We start from the raw sequence: 24,025 nt of genomic DNA, 5'->3' as shown, positions 1-24,025 counted from the left end.
TGGTCGAGCGCTGCTTCAACAAGCTCAAAAACGCCCGGCGCGTCGCCACCCGCTACGACAAGACCGCCGAGAGCTTCCTTGGCTTCATCGACATCACATCTATCCGCCTATGGCTCCGCCATTTGTCAACATGACCTAGTGTTGTGGCATGACATTTGCCCGACCCGACCCATTGGACGTCGCCGAGACGATACCCCGCACGCCGTCCTGGGTCACCTCTGCTCGGGTTGGAACCCTTGAGGATGTTGCGTTTTTGTCAGGCGCCGCACTGAGCCACCTGCATCTTGTGTTGTGACGCGAGGAGGTGCCCAAAGCCTTGTTGCGGGATCGCCTCGCCCTGAGTGCGGCAGCGGCTTGTGTCGCGTTTTCTGGGCGACCGGAGCGGGCAGGGAAATTGCGCGACGTGGTCCATCTGCTGCGGCCCGGCGATCTGCCTGGACCGTCCGGTGAAACCTACCTTGCCTGGCGGCGTGCGGTGGAGCGGCCGGTGTCGATCAAGGCTCAGGGTCGAGCCTTGCCGGCCTTCGAGCCGGGTCAGATCGGGACGTGGCTCAATGCGGGGAAAGGGGGGCCCGTGACCCGGGCCGCGATGGCGCTGGAAGCCGTTCTGTGCGAGGCGCCACGTGCGGACAAGGCCGCGCTGGTCCTCGCGGATGCGGCGCTCGCCCAAGCACTCGGTTGGGATCATCTCGTTCCGCTACTCGCCGCGGGCCTGAAACGCGCTGACCTGCGCAAGCATGGGGACGACCTGCGCTTTGCCAGTCATCGGGCGCTCATCTCCTCGGCGATCGAGGCCGTGCGCCAGGCCGCCGACCTCGCGCGTCGGGCGGCGCATCTGACGGCTGTCGCGCCCAAGCTTCGGGCCAAACCCTTCGTTCTCGTAGAGTAGTTTGACGTCGTAGAGGTCTCACGGGTGCTGGCGATCAAGGGCCGATGTAGCTTGCCGCCGAACAAATCCTCGAAGGAGACGATGTTCATCGTCGCATAACTGCCCCTTGCGCAAGAAGTAATTTTGAATCTGTTTCTGACGCGTCACCGGGTGCTGACATGACCGCGCAGCGCATTGATCGCCTGTGTGCGCTGACGGATCAGAAGTTCCCGGACCCGGAATACCATCGCCGCGCCTTGGGTCTCCTCGCTCTTCACCGGCACCAAGCGCATCGTCGGGCGCTGCGCCGCTTCGCAGATGGCCTCGGCATCGGCGGCATCGTTCTTCTGGCGCTTGACGAAGGGCTTCACATAGGCTGGCGGGATAAGCCGGACTTCATGGCCCATCTCGCCAATCTCGCGGCCCCAGTAATGCGCGCCGCCACAAGCTTCCATCGCCACAACACAGGACGGCAGCTGACTGAAAAACTCCAGAACCTGCGCTCGCCGCAACTTCTTGCGAAGAACAGGTTCCCCCGCTCCATCTGCCCCGTGGACCTGAAACACATTCTTCGCCAGATCGAGCCCGACCGTGATAATCTCCGACATCACCGTCCTCCTTTGTGGATCATCGCAGACCCACCTTGGCACATCGATGCCGTCGGGGGCGGTCACATCATCAAAGCCGTTTGAAAACCAACCTGACCTGGTTCAGGGGATGGGCGCCGCGCGGAGATCGCCTGTTGATGGCCGCCCCGTTCGGTTCATGAGGTACGCAGACGTTCGTTGCGGGACTCACCGCCGATGCCATAATCGCGCCCTGGGTCATCAAAGGCGCGGTGGACCGCCCGGCATTCGTGGCTTATGTCGCGAAGGTGCTGGTTCCTGTTCCTGCCGCCCGACAGCAGCCCGAACCCCAATCCCATCGAAACGGCCTTCTCGAAGCTCAAAACCCACCTCCGGCGCATCGGCGCAAGGACATTCACCTACATGTTCGAGACCATCGCACAAATCTGCGATCTCTACTGACCACAAGAATGCTGGAACTACTTCAAGGCTGCCGGCTATGTCTCAGGTTAATGGCGGGATGCTTTAGAATGTGCCTCGGATGCCAAAGCCAACCATCCTCGGTGTGGTCATGTTGGCGGAGATGAAACTGTTGCCTGTGCCCCGTGTTGTTTGCATGTCGACCGGTGCGCGCTCGTCGAAGACATTCGAGACAAAACCATAGAGCTCGATATTCTCGTTGATGGCATAGCTCGCATTAAGATCCGCGATCGTATAGCTATCGACCGTGAGGCTTTCGGTGTTCGCCAGGTCGGTATAATAGCCGTCGACAAAACGTATCTGGCCACCCACGCGGAACCGATCGGTCACATCCCAATTGGCCGATAGGCTCAGATTGTATTCCGGCGAGTCGGCAAACGAATTGCCTTCGAATGCCGAATTGTCACTGACCTGTTGAAGTTTCGTCTTGGTATATCCGGCACCGAAGGCCAGCCACAGGGTGTCCAGCACCTGATAGTCCACCGAGAGCTCCAATCCGTAGGCTTTGGCGCTTTCTGCGTTGATCGTGTAGCTTTGAAACAGACCGGGCGAGATTTCGACCGGTATGTTCAGCTGGTAATTGTCATAATCGGTGTGGAACAGGTTTGCGTTCACGAACATCCGGTCATTCAGCAACGAGGCGCGGGTGAACAGCTCGTAGTTCCAGCTTTCCTCTTGCTCGAACTGCGTCCAATCTCCGGTGTTGAAATTCAGCGATACGCCGCCTGGATTGTATCCCTTGCTAAGAAGACCGCCGACGACGATGCCGGGTGTCGCTTCATACGCCAAGACCAGCTTTGGCAACACGGCCGAGAATGTATTGTCATAATCAAGCGCAACCGGAGAAAAGACGCCTTCGCCCGTGCGCTCGGTCCGGTCCTGCTGGTAACGCAGTGAGCCGGTCAACGACCAGCTTTCGGCAAAGCGATAGGTCATTTCGCCAAAGACACCGAGGTTTGTTTTGGTGTCGTCGAAAGATGATGTCCCGCGCAGATAGAGTGTTTCATCCGATTTTGTCCGCGCGGTGTAAATCCCGACAAAACCGCTCAAGGCATCGTCGATTTGCCCGAATGTCATGCGGCCTTCGTAGGAATAGTTCTTGCTGTAGATGTCCGCATCACCGGCATCGGCCATACCGATGATCCGATGGGCCTCGGAATCGGAATACTGGAACTGATTGAAGACCTTGATGCCAGTGCCAAAGTCATAATTGATGTCGAGGACCCCGACATTCGTGGTCAGGTCCCACGATGGCATAGAAGCGGCGATGGTTTCCAGATCCTCGTATGGCGGCGATGCGGCCTCGAAGGTCGGGCGGTTCGACTCCGAGCGTGCATAGGTGAACATCGACTCGAAACCCGGCAGGTCGACCGGTTGCCAGAGCACCTTCAATCGACCGTTCAGGCTCTTGAAATCATTGTCGACACTGCTGCTGCCAAAGTTGGGATTAACGTATGTTATGAACGTGTCCCGCGCAGTGTAGTCCAGCGCGAGCCTTGCCGCGACGCTGTCGCTCAGGGGACCGGAAACCATGAGTGATGCACGACGTCCCGAATAGCTGCTCCCCTCAAGCTGAAAGGCATATTCCGGGGTGAAGGTCGGATCATTCGTGTTGACTATGATTGCGCCGGCGATTGCATTCGCACCTTGCGAGGTTGTCTGGGGGCCGCGAAATACCTCGATACTCTCGACGTCCCATATCGAGGACACACCAAAGAGGAATTCGTTGAATCCCTGATAGTGACCGTCAACATTGGTCGTGGCGCGCGGAACGGTGCCGGAAAAAAATGCGACGGCACCGCTGTGAGGTCCCTGGGAATCGACGCCGCGAATAATGGGCGCGGACACCGTACCGGGATAAACCACGTTCGGGACACCGTTTACGGCTTCGCCGACAGAATTCGCGTTTGGCCGAGTCTGGTCCAGCACGTCACTGGTCACGACGGTCACCGAGCTGGCCGTGTCCTTGATTTCACGGTCCAGTTTTTCACCCGTGACCATAATAGTATCAAGGACATAGGCGTCACTGTCTTGTGCGATTGCGGGCACTGCGCCCAGAGCCGTTGCGAATGAGATGACGCTGGCGCTGCGCATCAACCCGGCGGGAGTTGAAATCGACATATTTAATCCGTTCGGAGATGTTTCGGGAGACGCTGGCTAGGACAAACTGTAGCTTGTGCCTGGCAATGGCCGTTTCACAATCCATAACGCGTTCCGCATGTCAATACGGTCTCGCAAGCTTTGATCAGGATATGTGCGACGGAAACCACAGAAGAGGTAGACGAGATACATGGCAAATGAGGACAAGACGACCGCCAAACGTTCGCCAAACATCCAGTCGGTGTCTGTCGCCGCGCGCATTTTGCGTTTGCTTTCGACATCCTCGGGCGCTCTTGCGCTCAGCGAAATCGCCCGGCGGTCGGATCTTGGGCGTTCGACGGCGCATCGCTATTTGCAGTCGCTGTTACGCGAAGGGCTTGTCGCGCAGGATGTCTCAAGCGGGCGATACGATCTGGGACCAGAGGCATTGAATATCGGAGTGGGTGCGCTCAAGCGCATCGACCCCATCGAAGTGGCTGCGGAATCCATGAAAAGCCTGAGCCAGTCACATGCCTTCAGCGCGGGCGTCGCAATCTGGACCGAACGCGGGCCGACCTTGGTGCGCTGGTATCGCAGCGCCTACTTTTCGATCAACCCGCTTGCGCTTGGCGACGTGCTGCCCATCGACAACACGGCGTGTGGGCTGGTGTTTCAATCCTATCTGCCCGGCGCGATGATCGAGCGTGCCAGACAAAACCAGCCTGTCCATTTTCGCGGCACACCTCCTGATCCCGAGCGACTACACCATATTCGCGAAACCGCCTGGGCAGAACTGACGAGCCATCTGCTGTCCAACGTGACCGGTCAGGCCGCGCCGATCTTTGATGCGCAACTTGAAATAGCCTGCGTTGTGACAACCGTCACCGATCTCGGGCAACTTCACGAACCCGAGGACCGGGACCTCTTGCTGAGCAGAGCGAGATTGATCAACACGAAAACAAGCGGGCAGGCGATCTAGCTGGGCCGCCTTTTGTGCGGCACGATCATCGGGGTGCCGCTCTCCGGATCCGGGATCACCAGCGCCGATAATCCAAAGACGCGTTCAACAAGCGCACTGTCCACGATGGCGGCGGGTTCGCCTTGTGCCACGATGGTGCCTTCGCGCATGGCGATCAGGTGCGAAGCATACCGGCAAGCCTGATTCAGATCATGCAAGACCGCCACGATGGTGCGCCCTTCGTCATTCAGAGTGGCGAGCAGGTCCAGCACCTCGATCTGATGCGAAATATCGAGATAGGTCGTGGGTTCATCCAAGAGCAGGATCGGGGTTTGCTGTGCGAGCGCCATTGCAATCCACACCCTTTGCCGCTGCCCGCCGGACAATTCGCCGACAAACCGATCCGCCAATTCCGTGATATTGGTTGACACCAACGCCTCCTCGACCGCGCTGGCGTCTTCGCGCGACCACTGGCGCAAAAAGGACTGATGCGGATAGCGGCCCCGGCCCACGAGGTCGGCCACGGTGATCCCGTCGGGTGCAAGCGGTGACTGGGGCAGCAGCCCCAAACGCCGTGCCGCATCGCGCGCCGGCAGTTCTCTTATATCCTTGCCATCCAGCACGACCTGACCGGCGCTCGGGACCAGCAACCGCGATAGCGCACGCAGCAAGGTTGACTTTCCACAGGCGTTCGGGCCGACGATCACGGTGAATGATCCATCCGGAATCGCCACGCTCAGATCCCGGGACACCGTTCGCTGGTCATAGCGCAGGGTGACGCGTTTTGCGCTCAGCCGCTGATTCATTGGGCATTCTCCGCAAGGTGTACCGAGACCGTATTGCATTGCGGAATCCGTTCTGCAATATGCAGGTCAGCCAGCCTGGCCGGTCTGTCATCCCTCGTCGGAACCGTCTTGCAGCCGAACGACCTGTACGGAAACGCCAACAGTTCCAGCTAGGCCAGTGTAATGAAATCACAATTCCCCATTTCAGCCTCGCTGGGGCTGTTAGCGTTTTTTGCGGCTCCCGCCCAGTCTCAGGAGTGGCCGCGCAACGTGATCCATGAAGCCGGCATTTTGACCCTGGACGCACAACCCCGCACGGTCGTCTCGACCACGCCGAGCGTTACCGGAATTCTGCTCGCCATCGGTGCGCCACTGGTTGCGAGCGCCGCGACCACGCCGGGGCCCTTGACCGATGACAAGGGCTTTTTTTCGCAATGGGCCGATTTGGCGGACGAACGCGGCGTCGAGGTGCTGTATCCGAACCTGACATTCGACATGGAGTCGATCATCGGCTGGTGGCCCGACCTGGTTGTTGCGTCGACAACCGGTGCCGACAGTATCCTGCCGCAATATCCGCTGTTGCAGAGCCAGGGTATTCCCACCATCGCGGTGAATTATTCCGACCGCAGCTGGCAGGACCTTGCCCGGGAACTTGGGCAGGCGTTGGGCGTCGAGCGCGGTGCGGCGGATGCCATTGCGCGCTTTGACCAGAACATCGCCGAGATCGCGTCGACAATCACGCCACATGATGGCACGGTCACGATTGTCGGCTACCAACTTGCCGGAACCTATTCGGTGGGCAAAGCGAGCAGCCCGCAGGCAACCCTGTTGACGGCACTGGGTTTCGAGGTGGCCGGGCTGCCCGACAGGCTGCGATCGCAAGTGACCCGGTCGTCGAACTTCGATTTCTTCTCGCGCGAAAACCTGACCGATGCGATTGTCGGCGACACCGTATTTCTGCTGAACGGGACGGAAAAGACCGTCGACACGTTTCTGAATGATCCGGTCCTCGCGAACCTGCCCGCAGTTCGGAATCGCCAAGTCTATGCGTTGGGCCAGACGTCGTTTCGGATCGACTATTTTTCCGGCCTGCAAATGGCCGAAACCGTGGCGACACAATTCGCCGCGCAATGACGGGCCACCTGTCAGACTGTGCCTGGCGTCGGCTCGGCTGGCTCGCGTTCGGTGCGGTATGTCTCGTCATTCTCTCGATGCTCAGTCTCGCCATCGGCTCGCGCACAATCCCGCTGGCCGAGACACTGGACGCGCTTCGCAGGTTCGATCACGGCGATGACCTGCACCTGATCGTGCGAGAATTGCGGATCCCGCGCACCTGCCTGGCGGTACTGGCGGGCGCCTCGCTGGGTGTGGCCGGGGCAATGGTGCAGGCCATCACGCGCAATCCGATGGCTGAACCGGGCTTGTTGGGTATCAACGGCGGCGCGGCCATCCTGGTGGTTCTTGGTATCGCGGTTTTTGGCCTGACCGGCATGCACCAATATGTCTGGTTGGGCTACGCCGGTGCCGGACTTGCCGGGGTTGCGGTGTTTCTGCTGGGTCGCGCGCATCGGGCGGGGACCGATCCGGTGCGGTTGCTTCTGGCCGGTGCGGGACTGTCGGTGGTTCTGGGGTCGGCCACCAGTCTGGTTATTCTCAACGCGGACGCCGGGGTATTTGACACTTTTCGAAACTGGGCTGCGGGATCCGTAGAAGGCCGCAACATGCAGATCGTGAGCACGCTGGCCTTGTCATTGTTGTGTGGCAGTTCAATCGCACTGGGCCTCGCCAGTAGTCTCAATGGTCTGGCGTTGGGCGAGGATGTCGGCCGGGCGCTCGGGATACGGCCCGGGTGGGTTTGGTCACTGGCCTGTTTTTCCGTGATGATGCTGGCCGGTGGCGCCACGGCGGCAATCGGACCGATCGGCTTTGTCGGGTTGGTGGCACCGCACCTGGCGCGCGTGGTTTGCGGACCGGATTATCGCTGGATTTTTCCGTACGCGGCCTTGTTTGCCGCCATGCTGCTGTTGATCGCCGACATGATTGGCCGGGTCATAGCCACGCCGTCCGAAATCCCTGCGGGCATTGTTTCGACGCTCCTTGGAGGGCCGTTCTTTGTTTACGTGGCAAGGCGCTTCAAATTGGCCCGGCTATGAGGTTCCGCGATCAGCACATCATCCGGACAGGACGGGTTTCAATCCTGCTGCCGCTTCGTGTGGTGGCGGTTTCGTCGGTTCTGGTGCTGCTCGGTCTCGTGCTCGCGGTGCTGTTGCTCAATACAGGCACCCTGCGCCTTGGAGTCACGGATGTCCTTTCCGGTCTTCTCGGCGATGCGAAAGACCCCCGCATAGACCGGGTCGTAATGGGTATTCGGTTGCCACGCCTTCTGACCGCGGCGCTTGTCGGTGCTTCTCTCGGGCTGGGTGGTGCGGTGTTCCAGTCGATCACACGTAACCCGCTGGGATCGCCAGATGTTATCGGCTTTACAACAGGTGCGGCCACGGGTGCGATCGTTCAGATCATCCTGTTCAATGCCGGTCCGTTTCAAACTGCCATCGCCGCCATCCTGTTTGGCATGACCACTGCGCTGGTTGTCTTTCTGATCTCGCGGCGCGGCCAAAGCTCTGGCGGATATCGTCTGGTTCTGGTGGGGATCGGCGTTGGTGCGGTGTTATCGGGGGCCAATACACTGTTATTGGTGATGGGCGATCTTGATCAGGCCATGGCGGCGCAGGTCTGGCTGGCAGGGTCACTGAATGCACGCACCTGGGGCCATGTGGGACCAGCGGCGCTTGGATTGTTCCTGTTTGCGCCGGTTGCCGTTCTCCACGCGCGCAAGCTGGTGATGATGGAAATGGGCGATGACATGGCCCACCAGCTGGGGGTCGAGGTTGAACGTGTGCGCCTGATCATGGTGATCATGGCGGTCGGGTTGACATCGGTCGCAACCGCCGCCGCCGGCCCGATAGCATTTGTCGCGCTTGCTGCTCCGCACCTGTCGCGCAAATTGACCGGTACTCCCGAGGTATCCTTGTTGCCCGCTGCCCTGATGGGCGCGCTTCTCGTCATGGGTGCGGATCTGTGCGGTCAGAATCTGCTTGGCAAGTTGTCGCTGCCCATCGGTGCGATGACCGGGTTTCTGGGCGGGCTTTATCTACTGTGGCTGTTGGTGGCACGCGGGCGTTAGAGCCAGCGCTCGCGCAAATGGCCCAAAAAGCTCTTGGATTTATAGTCTTTCCGGAACAAACCCCGTTGTGCCAATTGCGGGATCAAATCGTGCAGGGTCCGTTTCATCGAATCCACGCCACCACCCGGCACGTTTATGAAACCATCAATCGCCCCGTCCCGGTGCCATTCCGCAATCTGCTCGGCGGCATCGTCTACGGTGCCGATGATACGCCAATGTCCTGACCCGGCGGATTCGGGACGTTGCAGCAATTCGGACACCGTCGGTTCATCGCGCTGGATCATACGTCGTAACAGTTCGGAATGCGTGCGGCTGCGCAGTGTGCCGGGCAGGGCGGGCAGGTCGGCGGCGCGGATCGGGCGATCATCCGGCCAATCCGTCAAATCAATCCCGATCATCTTCTTGACCATGTCCAGACGGCGACCGCGATCGATGCTGGCATTGGTTTCCATGAAGAGGTCCTGGGCCTCGGCGCGGGTCTCGGCCAGATAGCAATTCAGCCCCGGCATGATCACGATGTCGTCTGCCTCGCGCCCATGCGCAACGGCGCGCTTGCGTAAATCCGCCCGCAGCGATATTGCGGCATCCTTGTCAGGTGTCGAGGCAAAGATGGCATCCGCCACCTGAGCGGCGAACTCACGGCCAGTTTCAGACGCACCGGCTTGAATAAGAGGGATCCGATCACTGTTGGGGGCGCGCACGTTTAAAGGCCCTGCAACTTTGAAATAGCTGCCCTCATGCTCGATGGGTTGTATCAGGGATTGATCGTATCCTTCTGTCCCGGGCGCAGGGTTGCTCGCCCACAGACGCCTGACAACCTCCGTGAACTCTGCCGCACGGGCATATTTCTCATCTGGCGATGGCATATCGTCGAAACCGAAATTCCTGTGTCCATCCAATGCCGTAACGATATTCCATCCTGCGCGCCCACCGCTGAGCCAGTGCAGTGTCTGAAGCTGTCGCGCAACGATATACGGGGGAAAAAAGGTGGTGGAGACGGTGGTCAGAAGTCCAACATGACTGGAATGTTGAGACAATGCCGCCAGCTTCAACGTCGGATCAAGAGAGCCCGGACCCGGTCCCTGGCCGCCCCGCAGGCCACGAGGATTTGCGAAAAGCGTGTCAGGCAGAAACATGAAATCCAGCTTAGCGGTTTCGGACATGCGACAAAGCTCGATGTCGGACTCAATCGGATAGGTGTCATTGGCCTTAGCCGAGAAAGCGACACTATCCTTTTCGTCAAGCCACGTCGCTGCGAGAGACATACCAATATGTAAGATTTTCTTGTTTTCAGCCATAGAATTGGAGTTTTCCGGAATGCTCAATTTGACTCTTGCCAAGTTTTACGTCGCTTTCGAATTCGTCAAAATCGGTTGTATCGCAAAGCGATTATTCGCCCGTTTGGTGGCCGCCTATGGCGATCCAGCGTGTCGTGATCACCGGCAAGCTCCGCAGTTGTGACGAATTTACCCCATAGTGCTTGCTTCCATTCCGACGAGTGGATCGCACCATCAATCCGTGGGATGAAACACCTAGCGTGGCCAAACCAGGCGATCAATTTAACAGTCCCTTCAAAAACTCAGGCTGTAACCTGCATAGATGCGCCGGCCCTCGTCTGCCACGCGGATCGCATCTCCGTTCAGCGGGTTCACGCGTACCGAGCTTGCGGTGATGTTGTCCTGCTGACGGTCGAATAGATTGCTTATGCCATACTGGAGCCGACCTCGGCCCAGGGGGTATGAGCCGTAGATGTTCACCGTGATCATCTCTTCAAGCACCGGATTGCCGGCTTTGTCGCGACCGGCGGCATAAACAAGTTCGCCATTCAGGCTGGCGGTGTTGGCAAACTCATAGCCGGCCGTCAAGGTTGCCGTGAATGGCGTGGGAATGCGGTTGTTGGGCAGCCAGCTTTCGCGCGAGCCATCGCCGTCAGTGTCGTAATTTCCCTCCTGCCAGCCCAGCAGCGCACCGAATTTCAGCGCGTCGGTGGCAGCGTAAGAGAAGATAGCCTCGCCGCCCCATACGCGTTCTTTCTGCTGGGTCACGGTATTGGTGGCACTGTCAAACACCGTGCCCTCATCCGAAGACGATACGAACATCGACGCTGACGCCTGCAGGCGATCTCCGAAATAGCGCAAGCCGATCTCAGCGGTATTCACGATCTGCGCCTCTGGCTGCAATGACGCGAAGGAAACGGTCTGCCCCGGCGCCAATGGGTTCGGAGGCATCGCACGACGGGTGAAACTGCCGACATCCGGAACCGAAAAGCCCTGGCTTAAACCGGCAAAGAGGTCGAACGATGGCGTCACGTGCCAGACCGCTCCAATATTTCCGACCACGGCATCGTAATCGAAGTCACCTCCGGTTACATCGACCGCCGGCAAGAGCAAGGGGCCGCGGGCGGTGAGCTGCACTGCGTCAGGGCGGGTGAAGTCGCTCACGGTCAGTTGGAATTTCTCGGCCCGCACGCCGGCGCTGAGGTCCACGTTGCCAATCGGCACATCAAGCTGTGCGAAACCGGCCAGACTGGTCTGAGTCATCGGCGCGATGAGGTCGCGACCGGCCAGATCCCGCTGCGTGACATCGTCACGACCAAAATCCATCCCCCAGGTCAACTGCGCCCCACTCTGCCAGCTATCGAGCGGCGTTCGGATGGTAAGCCTTGCGCCCAGGCTCTTGGTCGAAAGTTCGCTCTGCGCGTTCGGATCTTGCGCCAGATTGATCGGGCTAATCGGATAGTAGAGAGGATTGGCGACTCCCGCCGGCACAAAGGCCGCACGCCGGTCGATATCGCTGCCATAAAGGTTCAACTCCGTGGCACCGATGCCGAGAGCATCATTGCTCCATGTCAGATCGAAATTGCGGCCGCTATCCTTTACTGACGCGCCGGTATAGGCGTCGGATCCCACACTGACAGGGTTGGTTGTGTAATCGGTGAACTTGTCGATGTCCTGCTCGAAGGAATAGCCGCTGAGCCGAGCCAGAAACGTGTTGCTTCCGGCGCTCCAGTCCAGAACCAAGGCACCGGTAAAATTGGTGTAATTGTCTGCATTCCCTTGCCCGACCAGCGGATCCGAGGGAATGCGGTTGCCGTTGCCGTCATAGAGATCGCCCATCGACCGGCGTGAAAGTTCGAGCCGTAAACCCAGATCGCCGACGCGACGTTCATGGCTGAAGGTCAATTCGCTGCCGATGCTATCACTTTCCATACCTGTCGAGAGTCCGAAGGACAGATCGGTGCGCTCCGCATCACCTGGCGTCTTGGTCACGATATTGATGATGCCGCCAGTGGCGCCATTGCCAAACCGTGCGGTCGAGGTCTTGAGGACCTCGATGCGATCGATGCTGTCGGGATTGATCATCGCCAGTTCGCGACCAAAGCCGCGCAATTCGGATATCCGCGGTGCGCCGTTGATCAGGATTTGAGGAGAACGCCCGCGCAGGGTCTGGCTGGCTTCGCCGATGGTGCCGTTTGACGGTGCAAATCCGGGCACGAGATCACTCAACACCCGTTCAAGTGACTCGCCTGACAGCAGTCGCTCGGACAGTTCGGCCCCTTGTATCACCTGGACCGAGCCCGGAATCGCGCTCTCGACTGCACCCGTGCGGCTGGCATTGACCACAATTTCTTCAAGCTGCACCAAGTCCGAGGCATCATCCTGCGCCAACGCGGAACCGGTAATAAGTGCAGCGGCAGCGGCACCGTTCAGCAAGTGAAATCGGGTTTTCATACGGAATACTCCTTGGAGATGCTATGGGAACTGGTCAAATTCCGGACCGGCGCAGGCAGGCGCGTCACTGCGATCCAGCCGGTTACAAGCGACAGGACGGCGGCAATGGCAAATACCGGGCCGTAACCCATGACAGAGGCCATCGTCCCGGCGATCATACTGCCGAGCATGAACATCAGCAGGTTGACCGAGGTCAGAAGGGTGAAATCGGTGCCGGCCTGAGTCAGCGAGGAAAAGCGCATGAAGGCGGTATAGAGGCCCACCATCTCGACATAACGCAGGAAGGTGTCGACGGCCGACAGTGCCACCAGAGGCCATGTTCCGATCCCCATCGTGGCGGCGGCGAAGAAGGCTGCGAAGGTCAATGTGCGCCCGACGATCAGCGACAAGAAGAACGCCCGCAATCCGATCTGGTCTATGATCCATGCCGCAGTAGCGGCACCGAACAACCCGACCAGCGCAGCGGAACCACCCGAGATCAGCCCCACCTGCGACAAGGTGAACCCCTGATCGATCAGGAAAGGCTGTTCCAATGCCTTCACCAGACCTTCGGGCAGGCGAAAGACAAGGGCGAAGACAAGCATCGATCCGGCCATGGGCAGCGCCAGAAAATGCCTGAACGTGGCCTGGCCATAGTCGTTGGGTAACGCGCGGCGGTTGCGCGTCTCGGGCACTGCCAGAAACGGCAGGGCAGACAATCCGGCCACCGCTGCAACAGCCAGCAGCGCCGACTGCCATCCGAGCCAGTCGACCAGCAGAAGAGTTCCGGAACCACCGATCAGTACGCCGAAAGCCACCGCTCCGGCCTGGATCGCGTTGCCGAATGCCTGCTCTTCGGGCGACAAATGCTCGATTGCCCAGCCATCGGCGGCAATGTCCTGAGTGGCGGAGGAAATCGACATCGTCATCAGGATCGGAAAGAAGCGGATTGCGTCAGTGATCGGGTCGAGCATCGACAGCAGGGCGATGCAGGACAGGGTCAGGCCCATGCAGACCGCCACAACGCCCTTGCGACCAATACCCGGCCGCCGCGCCAGCCTGTCCACCAGCGGTGCCCATGCCGCTTTTAGGACCCAGGGCGCCAGCAACACCCCGAAGGCCCCGATCACCGCAAGGTCGACGCCGCGTGCGCGCAGAATCGGCGGCAACGCAGCGGCCACCAGATAGAGCGGCACCGACTGCGCCAGATAGAGTCCGGCGAGGGCTATGGAAGTGGACCTTGGGGGCCGCGTCAAATGCTCAACCTTTCGAGGATGGGGCTGGCACAGGAAGCTGGCTGATTCCCGATAGTTTTAATCAGATATGGCGGTATTGACAATCCGCCGCCGCTGCACAGCGGTTGTCGCGTTTGTGCTGTTGGCACCATCGCGTCCGGGCCAATCGACCAACGGTGGTTCTGCCGCACCCTCTCCGGTATCGAAAACGCGCCGCCCGGTCAGGTCGTTCAGGATCACAGCGCTGCGCCAGGCCGCAAGGCTGATTTGCGCATCTGCGATGCCGTGGCTGTGCCGTCCGTGGTTCATTGCGTAGAATGGTGTCTCGTGCGGTCCGTCCCAGATCACCCTGAAACTCTCCTCGAGCGCCAGCGACCCGTCGGGTTGGTACCGGGTTCGTCCCGCCAGTTTGCGCAAGCAATCAGGGATGGCAGGACGATAGCCGGTTGCAAGCACCACCAGATCAGCCGTGCATTGCTCAGTTCCGCCACCGGCGACCCTTGCATCGATCACTTGTCCCGCCGGACCCTTGCGGATCGCGCGAACGTCGCGTCCCGGACGCAATACGACATCGTGCCGACCGGAGCGGCGACGTTCATAAAGTGCGCGATAGATCGCGTCGGCAGTTGCCGCAGTGATACCGTCGCTGGTGTATTTCTGTTCCTCAAGCACCAGCTTTCGTTCCGAATCGGGCTGGCGCCGCCAGGCGGAAATATAGTCGGGGGTGAAAAACTGGTCGATGAACGCGCCATCCTGCAGGGTCCAGAAACCGGACCGCCGGCTGATCCAGACGATCTCGGCCGGCGGGGTACGGCGCGCCAGCAAATCCAGGACGATTTCCGCCCCTGACTGGCCGCCACCAATGACCACGATCCGGCGCCCGGCCACAGGTGGCGCACGATCGAGCCAATGCGCCGCGTGCAGGCAATTGCTGTCAGGGCAGACGAATTCTGGGATCCGAGGCGCATGCCCGACACCCAGCGACAGGGCACGGCTGCGCCAATGCCGCCCGCTGGCGCTGGTGATTATGAAGGCGGTTCCGTCATGATCAATCGTTTCGATTTCCTCACCGAAGGCAGTTGCCTCCAGACAATGAGCGACCCACCCCATATAATCGGCGAATTCCACCCGGCTTGCGCAGTCCAGACGCGCGGCCATGAAATCGTGAAAACGTCCATGGGTGACAAGATAGTTCAGAAAGCTCCAGCGGCTGGTCGGTTGCACCGGCGTGACCAGGTCCTTGAGGAAGGAGGTCTGCATTGTGGTTCCCGGGATCATCATGCCGGGATGCCAGGCAAAGCGGGGCCGACGTTCGGCGAAACTACAGCTCAGCCCGGATACGCTGTCGGCCAGTGCGGCGAGGGAAAGGTTGAAGGGGCCGAGCCCCACGCCGAACAAATCGAGCATCATCGCAGGGTCCTCTTGCAAATCAGAAGAGCAGCAAGGGCAAAGCCGCAAGCCAGCAGGAAGGGCGCGACCGGGCTCAGCGGGAGACACAGCGACGCCGCACTGGCCCCAATGCCGAGCCCGGCCAGCAGTGCCGAACCCTGCCAGGCGGCGTTGCGCCGGGCCGCCGCCGGGCGCAGGGAGATGACACGTGCCAGATGCCGCGCAATGATCACCCCCGATGTGCCTGCAGCCAGGGCCGTCGCGACAACCAGCACTGCGGGTTGCGGCCAGAGAACCGGCAGAAACAGAGCGGCGACCAGCAGAGTGGCGGCCGGACGGATACCGGTTGAAACCGGCGTCACGAAGACATGCGCCAGCATAAGTGCCAGATAGCCTGTCCCGAGACATAACCCGGCAATCGCCGCCGCCCGCGGTGCCGGAAAGTTCTGTGCCAGCAGCGGCCCGAGGCCAAGTTGCCCCGCGCCCACCGCGCATTGCACCAGGAATGGCACCGCCAGAGCCGCAGTCCAAGGCGTGCGCTCGTGGTGGCCGGTCGTCATTGGCAAGCACCAATCCGTCCGAGCGAGAAGAAACAGACTGACTGTCGCACCGATCAGCGCAGGCAGAAGCGGTATCACGATTGACAACCGGACCAGCGGGCCGATCAGCGCCGCGCCAAATGCCCGGCCCAGTCCCGGTCCGATCTGCAGTCGTGCCAATGCGGCAACAGGCCGGCCAACGCTGGCGCTTGCCCCCTGGGCCACTGCCAGGGTGGCGGCCGCAGCTGTGCCCTGCACGATACGGATCGCCAGCAGCAGGGCGAATGCGGCGACGGCCGGAGCCGGGACGAGCAACAGCCCCATCAGCGCCAGCGAGGCCAACATCTGCACTGCCATCGCCACTCGCAGCCATTGCCGCGTCATACCACCGACCAAAAACGGCGCGATCACCGAAGAGACGAGCAATCCAACTCCGACTGCCAGCCCTACTCGTCCAGGTGTCAGATCCAGTTCCTCCGCTATGACCGGCAGCATGCCGGTCAGCGCAGTCTGCTGAAAGGCGTAACCTGCCAATATCGGCCCCAGTGCACGTTGGATTCCGGTCTTTACAATTTCTGTCTGTCTCATGACCGATCTCGCAATTTATAGTTGACTATTATAGTAAAGAATAGAAACCTGAAACCCCGAAATCAGGGTGGAACTCAGACATGATCCATGAAATGCCCGAGCTTCCGGCGCTCGATGCGTTCCTGAATGCCGCCCTGCGGGAAGGCTCGCTGGCGGGCGCACGGCTTGCCGGGGATCGGTTATGTATTCCCACCGAGAAGGGCGATTTGGTGTTTTCCGTGGCCGGGCGCGCGCTCTTTCGCAATCGCTTTCGCGCCGATGTGCGACTGGCGGGCCACCAGATCGGCATCGGCGAGGCGCTGGCGCTTCTTGCCCGGCCCTATGGCGCCGTCTTCGCCGCACGGGTGATCGACAGCCTCACCGCGATCCGGCGTGCACCACCGCCAGAGTCGGACGATCCTCGCAACTGGTCATTTCAACAGGCCGAATCGGCATTGCGTGCCGGGCACCCATGCCATCCCAACCCGCGATCTCGGGACGAGATGGATGCTGGCGATGCTCGCCGCTACGCGCCTGAATTCGGCGCGAGCTTTGCGCTCGTCTGGCTGGCCGTGTCACCTGACGGCGTGGTAGCATCGCCCGGGGCCGCGAAGCGGCTGGCGGAACTGGCCCACGCTGACGGAGCACCTGAGGCAGCTGCTCCCGATCTGGTCCGCCTGCCGATTCATCCGTGGCAGGCAGAGCAAGAGGCCGAACGGATCGCCGCTGCCGGAGCGCAGGTGATCGGACAGGGGAAAGCCGCGTGGCGCGCCACCGCTTCGATGCGAACCTTGCACGCGTGGCACGCGCCGGTGATGCTGAAGGGATCGTTGTCATTGCGGCTGACCAATTCTTGCCGGGTGTTGCAACCGCGCGAGATGCAGCGCGGGAGTGATCTGGCGGCGCTCCTGGCCGGGCCGGTCGGCGACAGTTTGCGGGTGCGGTTTCCGCAGATGCATATCCTGCGCGAGGCAGATCATGCTGCGCTTGCCGATAAGGGCGAGCCCATTTCCGAAACGCTCATTTCGCTGCGCGACAACCCGTTTCACAACCCGCATCGACCCGGCCCGGTGATGCTGGCCAGCCTGTGTGAGGCAACGTTTGGCAGGCCGAGTCCGCTCGTCCGGCTGATCCGGTCGGGCGAGGCCCGGCTCTGGTTCTGCCGTTTCTTGCGCATCGCCGTTCTGCCGCTGCTGGAAATCCGCGCCAGTTATGGGCTGCTCTTCGGTGCCCATCAGCAAAACATGATGATCAGATTGCATGAAGACGGCATGCCCGTCTCGGTCTGGCTCCGCGATTGCCAGGGAACCGGCCATATCGACCACTTTCACGACACTTTGGCCGTGCACTGTCCGACGCTTGGAGCCGGAGCCGACAATATCGTATCCGCCGATCTCGGCGATCGCCTGCTGACCTATTATCTTGTCGTCAACGGCGTGATGCACCTGCTGTCGACGCTGGCGCTCGATGGGCTGGCGGATGAGGGCGACCTTCTGCGGGACTGGCGTGATTTTCTCGTTGCGGCGCGTCGTGACTGCGGCGACGACCGGACGCTCTATGACAAACTCCTGGAAGGTGAAGAACTGACCTGCAAGGGCAATTTCGAGACCTCGCGTCGCAGCGTGAACGAGGCCGACGGCGGCAGCGACGGACAGCTTGCCAGTTTCCTGACACTTCCAAATCCGATTGCGTTTTTCGAAAGGACAACCGCATGAACATTTCCGCAGCAACCGATATGTGCGCCGACCTCTGGGAAGAACTCGAAGCGGCCTTTGCCGATCCCGAACGCCGAGAATACCGGCTGCCTCCGGATCTGCCGCTGCGGGCACTGCGCTGCGCACGGCCCGACGGCGTGATCACCCGCGCCGGTTTCCATCAGTCTGCCCCGCTATGGATCCGGCACGAACCGCAAGGCTGGCTGGAAGCACGGAACGTGGCCAGCCCGGACGGGCGCGACCACCCGCTGCGCGCGCCAAAGCCTTGCGGTCTGGTCTATGAACGCCATGATCCGGTGGCGCGTCTCAGCGTCTCGTTCCGCACCGTCGACCCGGAACTCGATCTCGACCGGTTTCACCGCTGGCAGAATGATCCTCGCGTCGCTTTTTTCTGGGAAGAGAACAAGCCCCGCGCTGAATTGAAAACCTATCTCGAAGACCGCCTCGCCGATCCCCATTGCCTCCCCCTGATCGGCTGTTTCGACGGTGACGAGGCGGGATATTTCGAAGCCTACTGGGCACGCGAGGATCGGCTTGGCCCCTATTACGAAAGCCTGCCCTGGGACAGGGGCTGGCATGGGTTGATCGGCGAACGGCGGCATCTGGGCCGTCGCAAGACAGCCGCCTGGTTGCGTGGGCTCAGCCACTATCTGTTCCTGGATTGCCCGATGACCACGCAACTGGTGGGTGAACCGCGTTTCGATAATGCCAAACTGCTCTCCTATGCCGATGCGCTGGCGTACGAGAAGCTCAAGGAATTCGATTTCCCGCACAAGCGATCGGCGCTCATGCGCTGCGCCCGCTACGAGTTCTTCGGCCGGGTGCTGTGATTGCCGCCTACGGCGCCGCATCGCGCCGGCTACTCGCCAAGATGATCTCGGAACTGGCCTGGGAAGAGGTGGTCTCGCCGCGTGCGGGCGCGTTGCAGCTGGCCTCTGGTGCGGTTTGGCGCTTTCGAGGGGAACGTCGCATATGGGGTAATCTCGACATCGATCCCGACAGCATCGCCCGTGAAGGCGGCGAAACCTCTCCGTTCCGCCTGATTGCCGATGCAAGGGCCGAGATGGGCATGACGCCGGCAACCGAGGCAATGTTCATCCGCGAGATCGCCAACACACTGGCACAAGATGTCGCCACCGCGACGAAATGGGGCGCCCTGGACGGCCAGACCCTCATCGCGCTGCCCTCCGAGGATCTTCACGCCGCGCTCGAAGGTCATCCCAAGGCGCTCGCCAATCGCGGACGGTTGGGTTGGGGCATGGCCGAGAATGCCGCCTATGCACCCGAGGCCGCACGACCGATCCGCCTTTTCTGGCTCGCAATGGCGCGAGGGGATCTGCTTGAAGCCGGCAGCACCGATGCCGTCCTACGCGATTGTCTCGGCACCGATTTCACGCGGCTTTCCAAGGCAGCAGGGGCGGATGCGCTGATGCCGGTGCATCCGTGGCAATGGAACGGTCATCTCGCCCAAATCACCCTGGCAGAGCAGGCAGAGGGCCGCATCCGTCCATTGGGCGAAGCCGGGCCGGCGTTTCGTGCCACGCCATCGATCCGCACGCTGACGCGCGCCGGCGGGAGCCATGACGTCAAGCTGTCACTCGGCATTCTCAATACTTCGGCATGGCGGGGAGTTCCCGGCAGGTTCATTGAACATGGACCTGCCATTTCCGACTGGCTCGCCGGCATATGCGCCGCCGATCCGGACCTGGCTGAAGTGTTCGTGCTGCGCGAAACCGCCGGCTTGTGGTGGCGTGATCCGGTGATGGCGCTTTGCGCGGACGCCCCCTATCGGCATCACGAGACGTTGGGCACGATCTGGCGCGACCGGGCCGAGACCCGCGCCGAAGGTGCCACGCCGGTACTGCATGCGGCCCTGTTCCATTGCGGCACGGACGGCGCGCCGCTGGCCCTGCATTACGCGAGACAGGCCGATATGGAACCGGAGGACTGGCTCGCGGATTTGTTCCGGGTGACGGTTGTGCCGCTTTGGCTGCTGCTGGCGCGCTACGGGGTGGGCTTCATCGCACATGGCCAGAATATCACTGTGCTCCTGGACGAGGGCCGTCCTGTGGGCATGATGTTGAAGGATTTCCAAGGTGACATGGACCTGGTAGATCAGGAATTTCCCGAGTCAAGCGGTCTTGATCCGGCGATCCGAGCGATTCTGCCGCGCAAGCCGCCGCTGGTGATTATCCACGACATCCAGACCGCGCATTTTATCACAAGCCTGCGGTTTCTTTCCGCCCGCCTTTCCCGTTGGCTTCCCGAGTCGCGGTTCTATGCCATATTGCGCGACGAATTGCTTGCCGCGCGCGCCCGGCACCCCGATCTCGCGACGCGTTTTGCGCTTTTCGATCTGTTCGCGCCAAAGATGCCAAAGGTCTGCATCAACAAGGTGCGTTTCGAGATCGGCTACGAGGATCGCGCCAGCCGCCCATTGCCCGCGCGCGGCACCGATCTGGATAATCCGCTTTTCACCGGTTATTGAAAATCCGATTATTCAGTGCCTTCCATTAGGCAGCAAGACGGACGGCCTGGTTAGGGATCGACAGCTCTCTCAGGATAACGCACCGTAACGGCGCGAACCGGACCTTTTCCGTGGTGATCCGGATCCGGTCTGTCTCGGCCAGGACTTTCACCACACTTTTTTAATCGCAGGAAATGCCTGCCGCCCGAATGGACGCTCTCGGCCCTGGCGCGGTCTCTCCTGAAATCGTCCGGCGCCGACATGCGTCCGCGCCGGACAATACGGCTTGTCAGACTATGTCGAAATGACCGCCGAGATCTGCCAGGACATCGTTTGCATCGAGGTCCGCCAACAGGATGTAGCTGTCCGCGCCAAGATCAACCACCGCCCCGGCACCACCCGCATCGTTGGAAATCCGGGTCGCCAGATCGATATAATCCTCGATCCCGCTACCGTTCAGATTGCTTCGCAACACTATTGTGTCATCGGCTGGATCAAAGCCGTTGATCACATCCCTGCCATCGCCACCGGAGTAGAAAATCTCGTTCGAACCGCGACTGGCGTAGATGATATCGTCGCCGCCCTGACCATAGACTTGGTTGACGCCCTCGACTTCAGTGGTTGTGCCGTCAGAATTGGTGACGATGTAGGTCGAACTGCCTGCCGCGATCCAGTCATTGCCGTCGCCGGCGGTGATGATGTCCACACCGGAACCGCCGAAGATGACATCAATGCCCGAACCGCCGACCACGAGATCGTCACCGTCGCCACCGAACAGCGCGTTATTGCCGTCTCCACCATAGATCAGATCATTGCCCTCGCCGCCGAACAACTGATCGTTGCCTGCTCTGGCGTAGAGAAAATCGTCACCCTCGCCACCATCGCCCCAGTTGTTTCCGGTTCCCAAATAGATGAAATCGTTACCTGCATCGCCAAAGACGAGGTCGTCGCCACCCTCGGTGTATGCAACGTCGTCGCCGTCCCCAAGATAGGCAACATCGTTACCATAGCCCAGGCGCAGCCCATCGTTTCCGGCACCCGCCCAAACGATCGACGGACCTCGCCCGCCCGAAATCAAGTCGTCACCGTCGGTCCCGAAGGTGATACCGCCACCGCCGATCAAAGTTGGAAAAATAGGCATTAGCCCTCCTTTCACGCCGGCCAGACCGGCGCATCCTGTTTATGTGATCAATTTAGAGATGAGCTGGTGGCGTTGACTCAATCCGCGGCACCACTGGCATGCTCTTGGCTAACATATATCCTGAGTAAATCAATCGGAAATTGTAGTCGGCCTATGTCGGATCGCCGGACAAGCCAATTTGGTGAGATATGGCCCGGCAAATTTCAAGATCTGAGTCAGGAGAATTTCCCGCTCCTGATACGGCAGGCCGCCTCCTTCGTCGATCACTACAACAACCATAGCTGCCATGAGAGTCTGGCCAAGCTCACGCCCGGCGATCCCTATCATGGCGGCGGCGCAAACATCCTGAATATTAGGCTCAGGACTCATAGCCAATAGATGACGGTTGCGGCGAGAGCGATGGCGGAGAAGAAAGCCTTGGGGCACCGGTCGTATCTGGTTGCCAGACGCCGCCAGTCCTTGAGTCTGCCGAACATGATCTCGATCACTGCCCGGCAGTGCATTGCGCAGCAATGTCACGAGAGGGGCGGTTGCGCCGTTTGTAGCGGCGCTTGTCGTATTTCACGGCCGTCTTGCGTTGTTTTCTGCCTGGGATGCAGGCGCGTATCCCTTTGTCTTGCAACGCTTCTCGGAACCAATCGGCGTCGTAACCCCGGTCCCCGAGCAGCCAGTCGACATCCGGCAGGCTGCCGAGCAGTGCCCGCGCTCCGATGTAATCGCTGACCTGTCCGGCGGAGACAAAGAAGTTGATCGGGCGCCCCTGACTGTCGCAGATGGCATGCAGCTTGGTATTCATGCCGCCCTTGGTGCGACCGATCAGGCGGCCACGCCCCCTTTTTTCACGCCCAGGCTGGACGCCGTGCGATGTGCCTTGAGGTAGGTCGCGTCCACTGTCCGGCAGGGCATTGCGCGGCAATGTCCCGAGAGGGGATCATCACCGTCCTTTTCTCGCCGTGCCCGGCGGCCAACCCGGCCAGCATCTGCGCGAAGATGCCTTTATCGCTCCACCGCTTCCAACGGTTGTAGAGCGTCTTGTGCGGACCATACTCTTTCGGCGCATCCCGCCAGCGTAACCCATTGCGGTTTATGAAGATAATACCGCTCGGGACGCGGCGATCATCGACGCGAGGCTTACCGTGGGACTTCGAAAATAAGGCTCCTGACGCGCCATCTGCGCGTCGCTCAGCCAGAAGAGATCAGACATGTCACCGCTCGTTTTCTGAACGCTGAATCATGCTGATCAGGGGAAATCAATGGGTCCTGAGCCTAGATAGAGATCAAGAAGCAGACAATCCGAATACACCAGTTGCAGCACCAGGCTGCGACCGCCTATAGCGTTTTGCACTTAATTTGAGGTTGTTGTCATGTTAACTCGACGGACCGGCAGAACGCTGGGCGTTGAGACATCAGATGCTCGCGGCGGTTTACCATGCGTCGAAAGCTTCCAATCTGTGATATCGAGTGGCGTTTGCAGAGCGGCGGCAGACGGGGATCGAGAAGCGATTTCTGACGGCGGGCTGGCAGGCAACGAACCTCTGCAACCCGCGCGGCGAGCCGAAATCCCTGCATGCAACGCTCTCACTTTCGAAACGGCAGATGGCTGTTCTTGGCTTGATTGTTCAACCCCTTGTGCGAGCCACCTTGTTGCATGGATTGATGAAATCCGCGAGGGGGTCCGTTGTCATTTCGTGAAGGTTGCCCATCATGCCGCACAAATACAATGCCCGACGGCGGGACAAGTTTCCGGCGGCGAAGTTCCGTGTGACGAACTGGCCTGCGTACAACGAAGCTCTGCGCCGTCGCGGGGATGTGACGGTTTGGCTTGAGGGCGGCGCTGCCAAGAACTGGCGCGCTCAGCGTCGTAAGACCCGAGGCGGTCAGGCCAGATATTCCGACTTTACGATCGAGACTTGCCTGACCCTGGGGCTGATTTTTCACCAGCCACTTCGGCAGACGCAGGGCTTTGTTCGCGCGCTTCTGCAAACTGATGGGGTTGGACCTGTCGGTGCCAGACTTCTCGACGCTATCGCGACGGGCCGGGGGGCTAGTGGTTAAAGACTCCAGGCCGAAATCGACCGGCCCCATCACGCTGATCGTGGACAGTACCGGTCTCAAGATGCATCGCAGCTCAGGCTGGCATGAGGCCAAGCATGGGACCGGAAAGTCCCACAGAGGCACTGTAAATTTAATGCCGTCGGTGGCGCGATATGCCACTTGAGGGCATGACCAAACCTGACCTTTACCGCCGCCACCGGTTTCCGCCCAATGTCATCGCCTATGCAGTCTGGCTGTATTTCCGCTTTCCTCTGAGCCTTCGGATGGTAGAAGATCTTCTCGCCGAG

General features: G+C 60.4%; 19 protein-coding genes and 4 pseudogenes. 13 read left to right on the top strand and 10 right to left on the bottom strand.

Translation table 11 applies throughout. The features are described from left to right. Together AB9K34_RS01835 and AB9K34_RS01830 are read left to right on the top strand one after the other, a co-directional pair. Window positions 1–134, top strand: a 134-nt coding sequence (locus AB9K34_RS01835; protein WP_148044812.1) for a transposase, incomplete at its 5' end; no start/stop codon positions are given. A 14-nt stretch (window positions 135–148) separates the two neighbouring features. Beyond that, window positions 149–868: pseudogene (locus AB9K34_RS01830) on the top strand (DUF1403 family protein); the annotation flags it as partial. A gap of 176 nt (window positions 869–1,044) precedes the next feature. On the opposite strand, the pseudogene AB9K34_RS01825 reads toward AB9K34_RS01830, so the two are convergent. Further along, window positions 1,045–1,476, bottom strand: a pseudogene (locus tag AB9K34_RS01825) (IS110 family transposase); the annotation flags it as partial. A 255-nt stretch (window positions 1,477–1,731) separates the two neighbouring features. Here AB9K34_RS01825 and AB9K34_RS01820 point away from each other — a divergent pair. After that, window positions 1,732–1,896 carry a hypothetical protein gene (locus AB9K34_RS01820; RefSeq protein ID WP_369952744.1) on the top strand — a complete coding sequence of 55 codons (165 nt, stop codon included), beginning with the start codon at window positions 1,732–1,734 and terminating at the stop codon, window positions 1,894–1,896. Window positions 1,897–1,959: 63 nt separating this feature from the next. Here the strand turns inward: AB9K34_RS01820 and AB9K34_RS01815 are convergent, their stop codons facing one another. Continuing rightward, complete coding sequence (locus tag AB9K34_RS01815; RefSeq protein ID WP_369952743.1) at window positions 1,960–4,035, bottom strand: TonB-dependent receptor; 2,076 nt, start codon at window positions 4,033–4,035, stop codon at window positions 1,960–1,962. A 169-nt stretch (window positions 4,036–4,204) separates the two neighbouring features. Between AB9K34_RS01815 and AB9K34_RS01810 the strand changes: the two genes are divergently transcribed. Beyond that, a complete protein-coding gene (locus AB9K34_RS01810; RefSeq protein ID WP_369952742.1) occupies window positions 4,205–4,972 on the top strand; it encodes an IclR family transcriptional regulator in 768 nt (255 codons plus the stop codon). Here AB9K34_RS01810 and AB9K34_RS01805 read toward each other — a convergent pair. Further along, window positions 4,969–5,757, bottom strand: coding sequence for an ABC transporter ATP-binding protein (locus AB9K34_RS01805; protein WP_369952741.1), 789 nt, complete (start codon window positions 5,755–5,757; stop codon window positions 4,969–4,971). The two genes, AB9K34_RS01810 and AB9K34_RS01805, sit on opposite strands and share 4 nt — an antisense overlap. A 162-nt stretch (window positions 5,758–5,919) precedes the next feature. Here AB9K34_RS01805 and fepB point away from each other — a divergent pair, with 162 nt between their 5' ends. From fepB to AB9K34_RS01790, 3 genes are read left to right on the top strand one after another with little or no spacing between them, the layout of a single operon-like run. After that, window positions 5,920–6,870: a Fe2+-enterobactin ABC transporter substrate-binding protein gene (gene fepB, locus AB9K34_RS01800; RefSeq protein WP_369952740.1), complete on the top strand. Its 951-nt coding sequence runs from the start codon at window positions 5,920–5,922 to the stop codon at window positions 6,868–6,870. Next, window positions 6,867–7,889 (top strand): FecCD family ABC transporter permease, encoded by a 1,023-nt coding sequence (locus AB9K34_RS01795; protein ID WP_369952739.1) that lies wholly within the window; start codon window positions 6,867–6,869, stop codon window positions 7,887–7,889. The genes fepB and AB9K34_RS01795 overlap by 4 nt, the downstream gene beginning before the upstream one ends. Then, window positions 7,886–8,920, top strand: coding sequence for a FecCD family ABC transporter permease (locus AB9K34_RS01790; protein ID WP_369952738.1), 1,035 nt, complete (start codon window positions 7,886–7,888; stop codon window positions 8,918–8,920). The genes AB9K34_RS01795 and AB9K34_RS01790 overlap by 4 nt, the downstream gene beginning before the upstream one ends. Here AB9K34_RS01790 and AB9K34_RS01785 read toward each other — a convergent pair. The 5 genes from AB9K34_RS01785 to AB9K34_RS01765 all read right to left on the bottom strand — a co-directional run bounded on the left by AB9K34_RS01785 (window position 8,917) and on the right by AB9K34_RS01765 (window position 16,381). Next, window positions 8,917–10,245 carry an NtaA/DmoA family FMN-dependent monooxygenase gene (locus AB9K34_RS01785; RefSeq protein WP_369952737.1) on the bottom strand — a complete coding sequence of 443 codons (1,329 nt, stop codon included), beginning with the start codon at window positions 10,243–10,245 and terminating at the stop codon, window positions 8,917–8,919. The genes AB9K34_RS01790 and AB9K34_RS01785 overlap by 4 nt on opposite strands. 246 nt (window positions 10,246–10,491) lie before the next feature. Continuing rightward, window positions 10,492–12,651 (bottom strand): TonB-dependent receptor, encoded by a 2,160-nt coding sequence (locus tag AB9K34_RS01780; RefSeq protein ID WP_369952736.1) that lies wholly within the window; start codon window positions 12,649–12,651, stop codon window positions 10,492–10,494. Continuing rightward, window positions 12,648–13,886 (bottom strand): MFS transporter, encoded by a 1,239-nt coding sequence (locus tag AB9K34_RS01775; RefSeq protein ID WP_369952735.1) that lies wholly within the window; start codon window positions 13,884–13,886, stop codon window positions 12,648–12,650. Before AB9K34_RS01775 ends, AB9K34_RS01780 begins: the two co-directional genes overlap by 4 nt. Window positions 13,887–13,943: 57 nt before the next feature. Next, the gene (locus tag AB9K34_RS01770; protein ID WP_369952734.1) at window positions 13,944–15,275 is read right to left on the bottom strand and encodes a lysine N(6)-hydroxylase/L-ornithine N(5)-oxygenase family protein; all 1,332 of its coding nucleotides are present in this window, start codon (window positions 15,273–15,275) and stop codon (window positions 13,944–13,946) included. Continuing rightward, window positions 15,272–16,381, bottom strand: coding sequence for a hypothetical protein (locus AB9K34_RS01765; RefSeq protein ID WP_369952733.1), 1,110 nt, complete (start codon window positions 16,379–16,381; stop codon window positions 15,272–15,274). Before AB9K34_RS01765 ends, AB9K34_RS01770 begins: the two co-directional genes overlap by 4 nt. 80 nt (window positions 16,382–16,461) lie before the next feature. Between AB9K34_RS01765 and AB9K34_RS01760 the strand changes: the two genes are divergently transcribed. The 3 genes from AB9K34_RS01760 to AB9K34_RS01750 are packed head-to-tail and all read left to right on the top strand — an operon-like array spanning window position 16,462 to window position 20,563. Continuing rightward, complete coding sequence (locus AB9K34_RS01760; protein ID WP_369952732.1) at window positions 16,462–18,075, top strand: IucA/IucC family siderophore biosynthesis protein; 1,614 nt, start codon at window positions 16,462–16,464, stop codon at window positions 18,073–18,075. Next, entirely contained in the window at window positions 18,072–18,905 is an 834-nt protein-coding gene (locus tag AB9K34_RS01755) for a GNAT family N-acetyltransferase (protein ID WP_369952731.1), read from the top strand. The genes AB9K34_RS01760 and AB9K34_RS01755 overlap by 4 nt, the downstream gene beginning before the upstream one ends. Next, window positions 18,902–20,563, top strand: coding sequence for an IucA/IucC family siderophore biosynthesis protein (locus AB9K34_RS01750; protein WP_369952730.1), 1,662 nt, complete (start codon window positions 18,902–18,904; stop codon window positions 20,561–20,563). The genes AB9K34_RS01755 and AB9K34_RS01750 overlap by 4 nt, the downstream gene beginning before the upstream one ends. Before the next feature lie 268 nt (window positions 20,564–20,831). Here AB9K34_RS01750 and AB9K34_RS01745 read toward each other — a convergent pair whose 3' ends face one another. Further along, window positions 20,832–21,683: a calcium-binding protein gene (locus AB9K34_RS01745; RefSeq protein ID WP_369952729.1), complete on the bottom strand. Its 852-nt coding sequence runs from the start codon at window positions 21,681–21,683 to the stop codon at window positions 20,832–20,834. A 365-nt stretch (window positions 21,684–22,048) separates the two neighbouring features. After that, window positions 22,049–22,887, bottom strand: a pseudogene (locus AB9K34_RS01740) (IS5 family transposase). A 500-nt stretch (window positions 22,888–23,387) separates the two neighbouring features. Here AB9K34_RS01740 and AB9K34_RS01735 point away from each other — a divergent pair. From AB9K34_RS01735 to AB9K34_RS01725, 3 genes and pseudogenes are all read left to right on the top strand, one after another. Continuing rightward, window positions 23,388–23,738, top strand: a complete 351-nt coding sequence (locus AB9K34_RS01735) for a transposase (protein WP_369952728.1) — start codon at window positions 23,388–23,390, stop codon at window positions 23,736–23,738. Continuing rightward, window positions 23,671–23,901, top strand: a complete 231-nt coding sequence (locus tag AB9K34_RS01730; RefSeq protein WP_369952727.1) for a transposase — start codon at window positions 23,671–23,673, stop codon at window positions 23,899–23,901. Before AB9K34_RS01735 ends, AB9K34_RS01730 begins: the two co-directional genes overlap by 68 nt. Window positions 23,902–23,905: 4 nt before the next feature. Next, window positions 23,906–24,025 (top strand): annotated as a pseudogene (locus tag AB9K34_RS01725) (IS6 family transposase); the annotation flags it as partial.

Origin of the sequence: Sedimentitalea sp. XS_ASV28, assembly GCF_041224545.1 — a bacterium.
Lineage (GTDB): Bacteria > Pseudomonadota > Alphaproteobacteria > Rhodobacterales > Rhodobacteraceae > Sedimentitalea.
The sequence above is the reverse complement of the archived record's forward strand: the minus strand, read 5'-3'. Positions and strand labels throughout refer to the sequence as shown.

Coding starts and splice junctions, on each gene's coding strand:
- AB9K34_RS01820 (WP_369952744.1), top strand. CDS start 1,732: ATGTCGCGAAGGTGCTGGTTCCTGTTCCTGCCGCCCGACAGCAGCCCG.
- AB9K34_RS01815 (WP_369952743.1), bottom strand. CDS start 4,035: ATGTCGATTTCAACTCCCGCCGGGTTGATGCGCAGCGCCAGCGTCATC.
- AB9K34_RS01810 (WP_369952742.1), top strand. CDS start 4,205: ATGGCAAATGAGGACAAGACGACCGCCAAACGTTCGCCAAACATCCAG.
- AB9K34_RS01805 (WP_369952741.1), bottom strand. CDS start 5,757: ATGAATCAGCGGCTGAGCGCAAAACGCGTCACCCTGCGCTATGACCAG.
- fepB (WP_369952740.1), top strand. CDS start 5,920: ATGAAATCACAATTCCCCATTTCAGCCTCGCTGGGGCTGTTAGCGTTT.
- AB9K34_RS01795 (WP_369952739.1), top strand. CDS start 6,867: ATGACGGGCCACCTGTCAGACTGTGCCTGGCGTCGGCTCGGCTGGCTC.
- AB9K34_RS01790 (WP_369952738.1), top strand. CDS start 7,886: ATGAGGTTCCGCGATCAGCACATCATCCGGACAGGACGGGTTTCAATC.
- AB9K34_RS01780 (WP_369952736.1), bottom strand. CDS start 12,651: ATGAAAACCCGATTTCACTTGCTGAACGGTGCCGCTGCCGCTGCACTT.
- AB9K34_RS01770 (WP_369952734.1), bottom strand. CDS start 15,275: ATGATGCTCGATTTGTTCGGCGTGGGGCTCGGCCCCTTCAACCTTTCC.
- AB9K34_RS01765 (WP_369952733.1), bottom strand. CDS start 16,381: ATGAGACAGACAGAAATTGTAAAGACCGGAATCCAACGTGCACTGGGG.
- AB9K34_RS01760 (WP_369952732.1), top strand. CDS start 16,462: ATGATCCATGAAATGCCCGAGCTTCCGGCGCTCGATGCGTTCCTGAAT.
- AB9K34_RS01755 (WP_369952731.1), top strand. CDS start 18,072: ATGAACATTTCCGCAGCAACCGATATGTGCGCCGACCTCTGGGAAGAA.
- AB9K34_RS01745 (WP_369952729.1), bottom strand. CDS start 21,683: ATGCCTATTTTTCCAACTTTGATCGGCGGTGGCGGTATCACCTTCGGG.
- AB9K34_RS01735 (WP_369952728.1), top strand. CDS start 23,388: ATGCCGCACAAATACAATGCCCGACGGCGGGACAAGTTTCCGGCGGCG.
- AB9K34_RS01730 (WP_369952727.1), top strand. CDS start 23,671: ATGGGGTTGGACCTGTCGGTGCCAGACTTCTCGACGCTATCGCGACGG.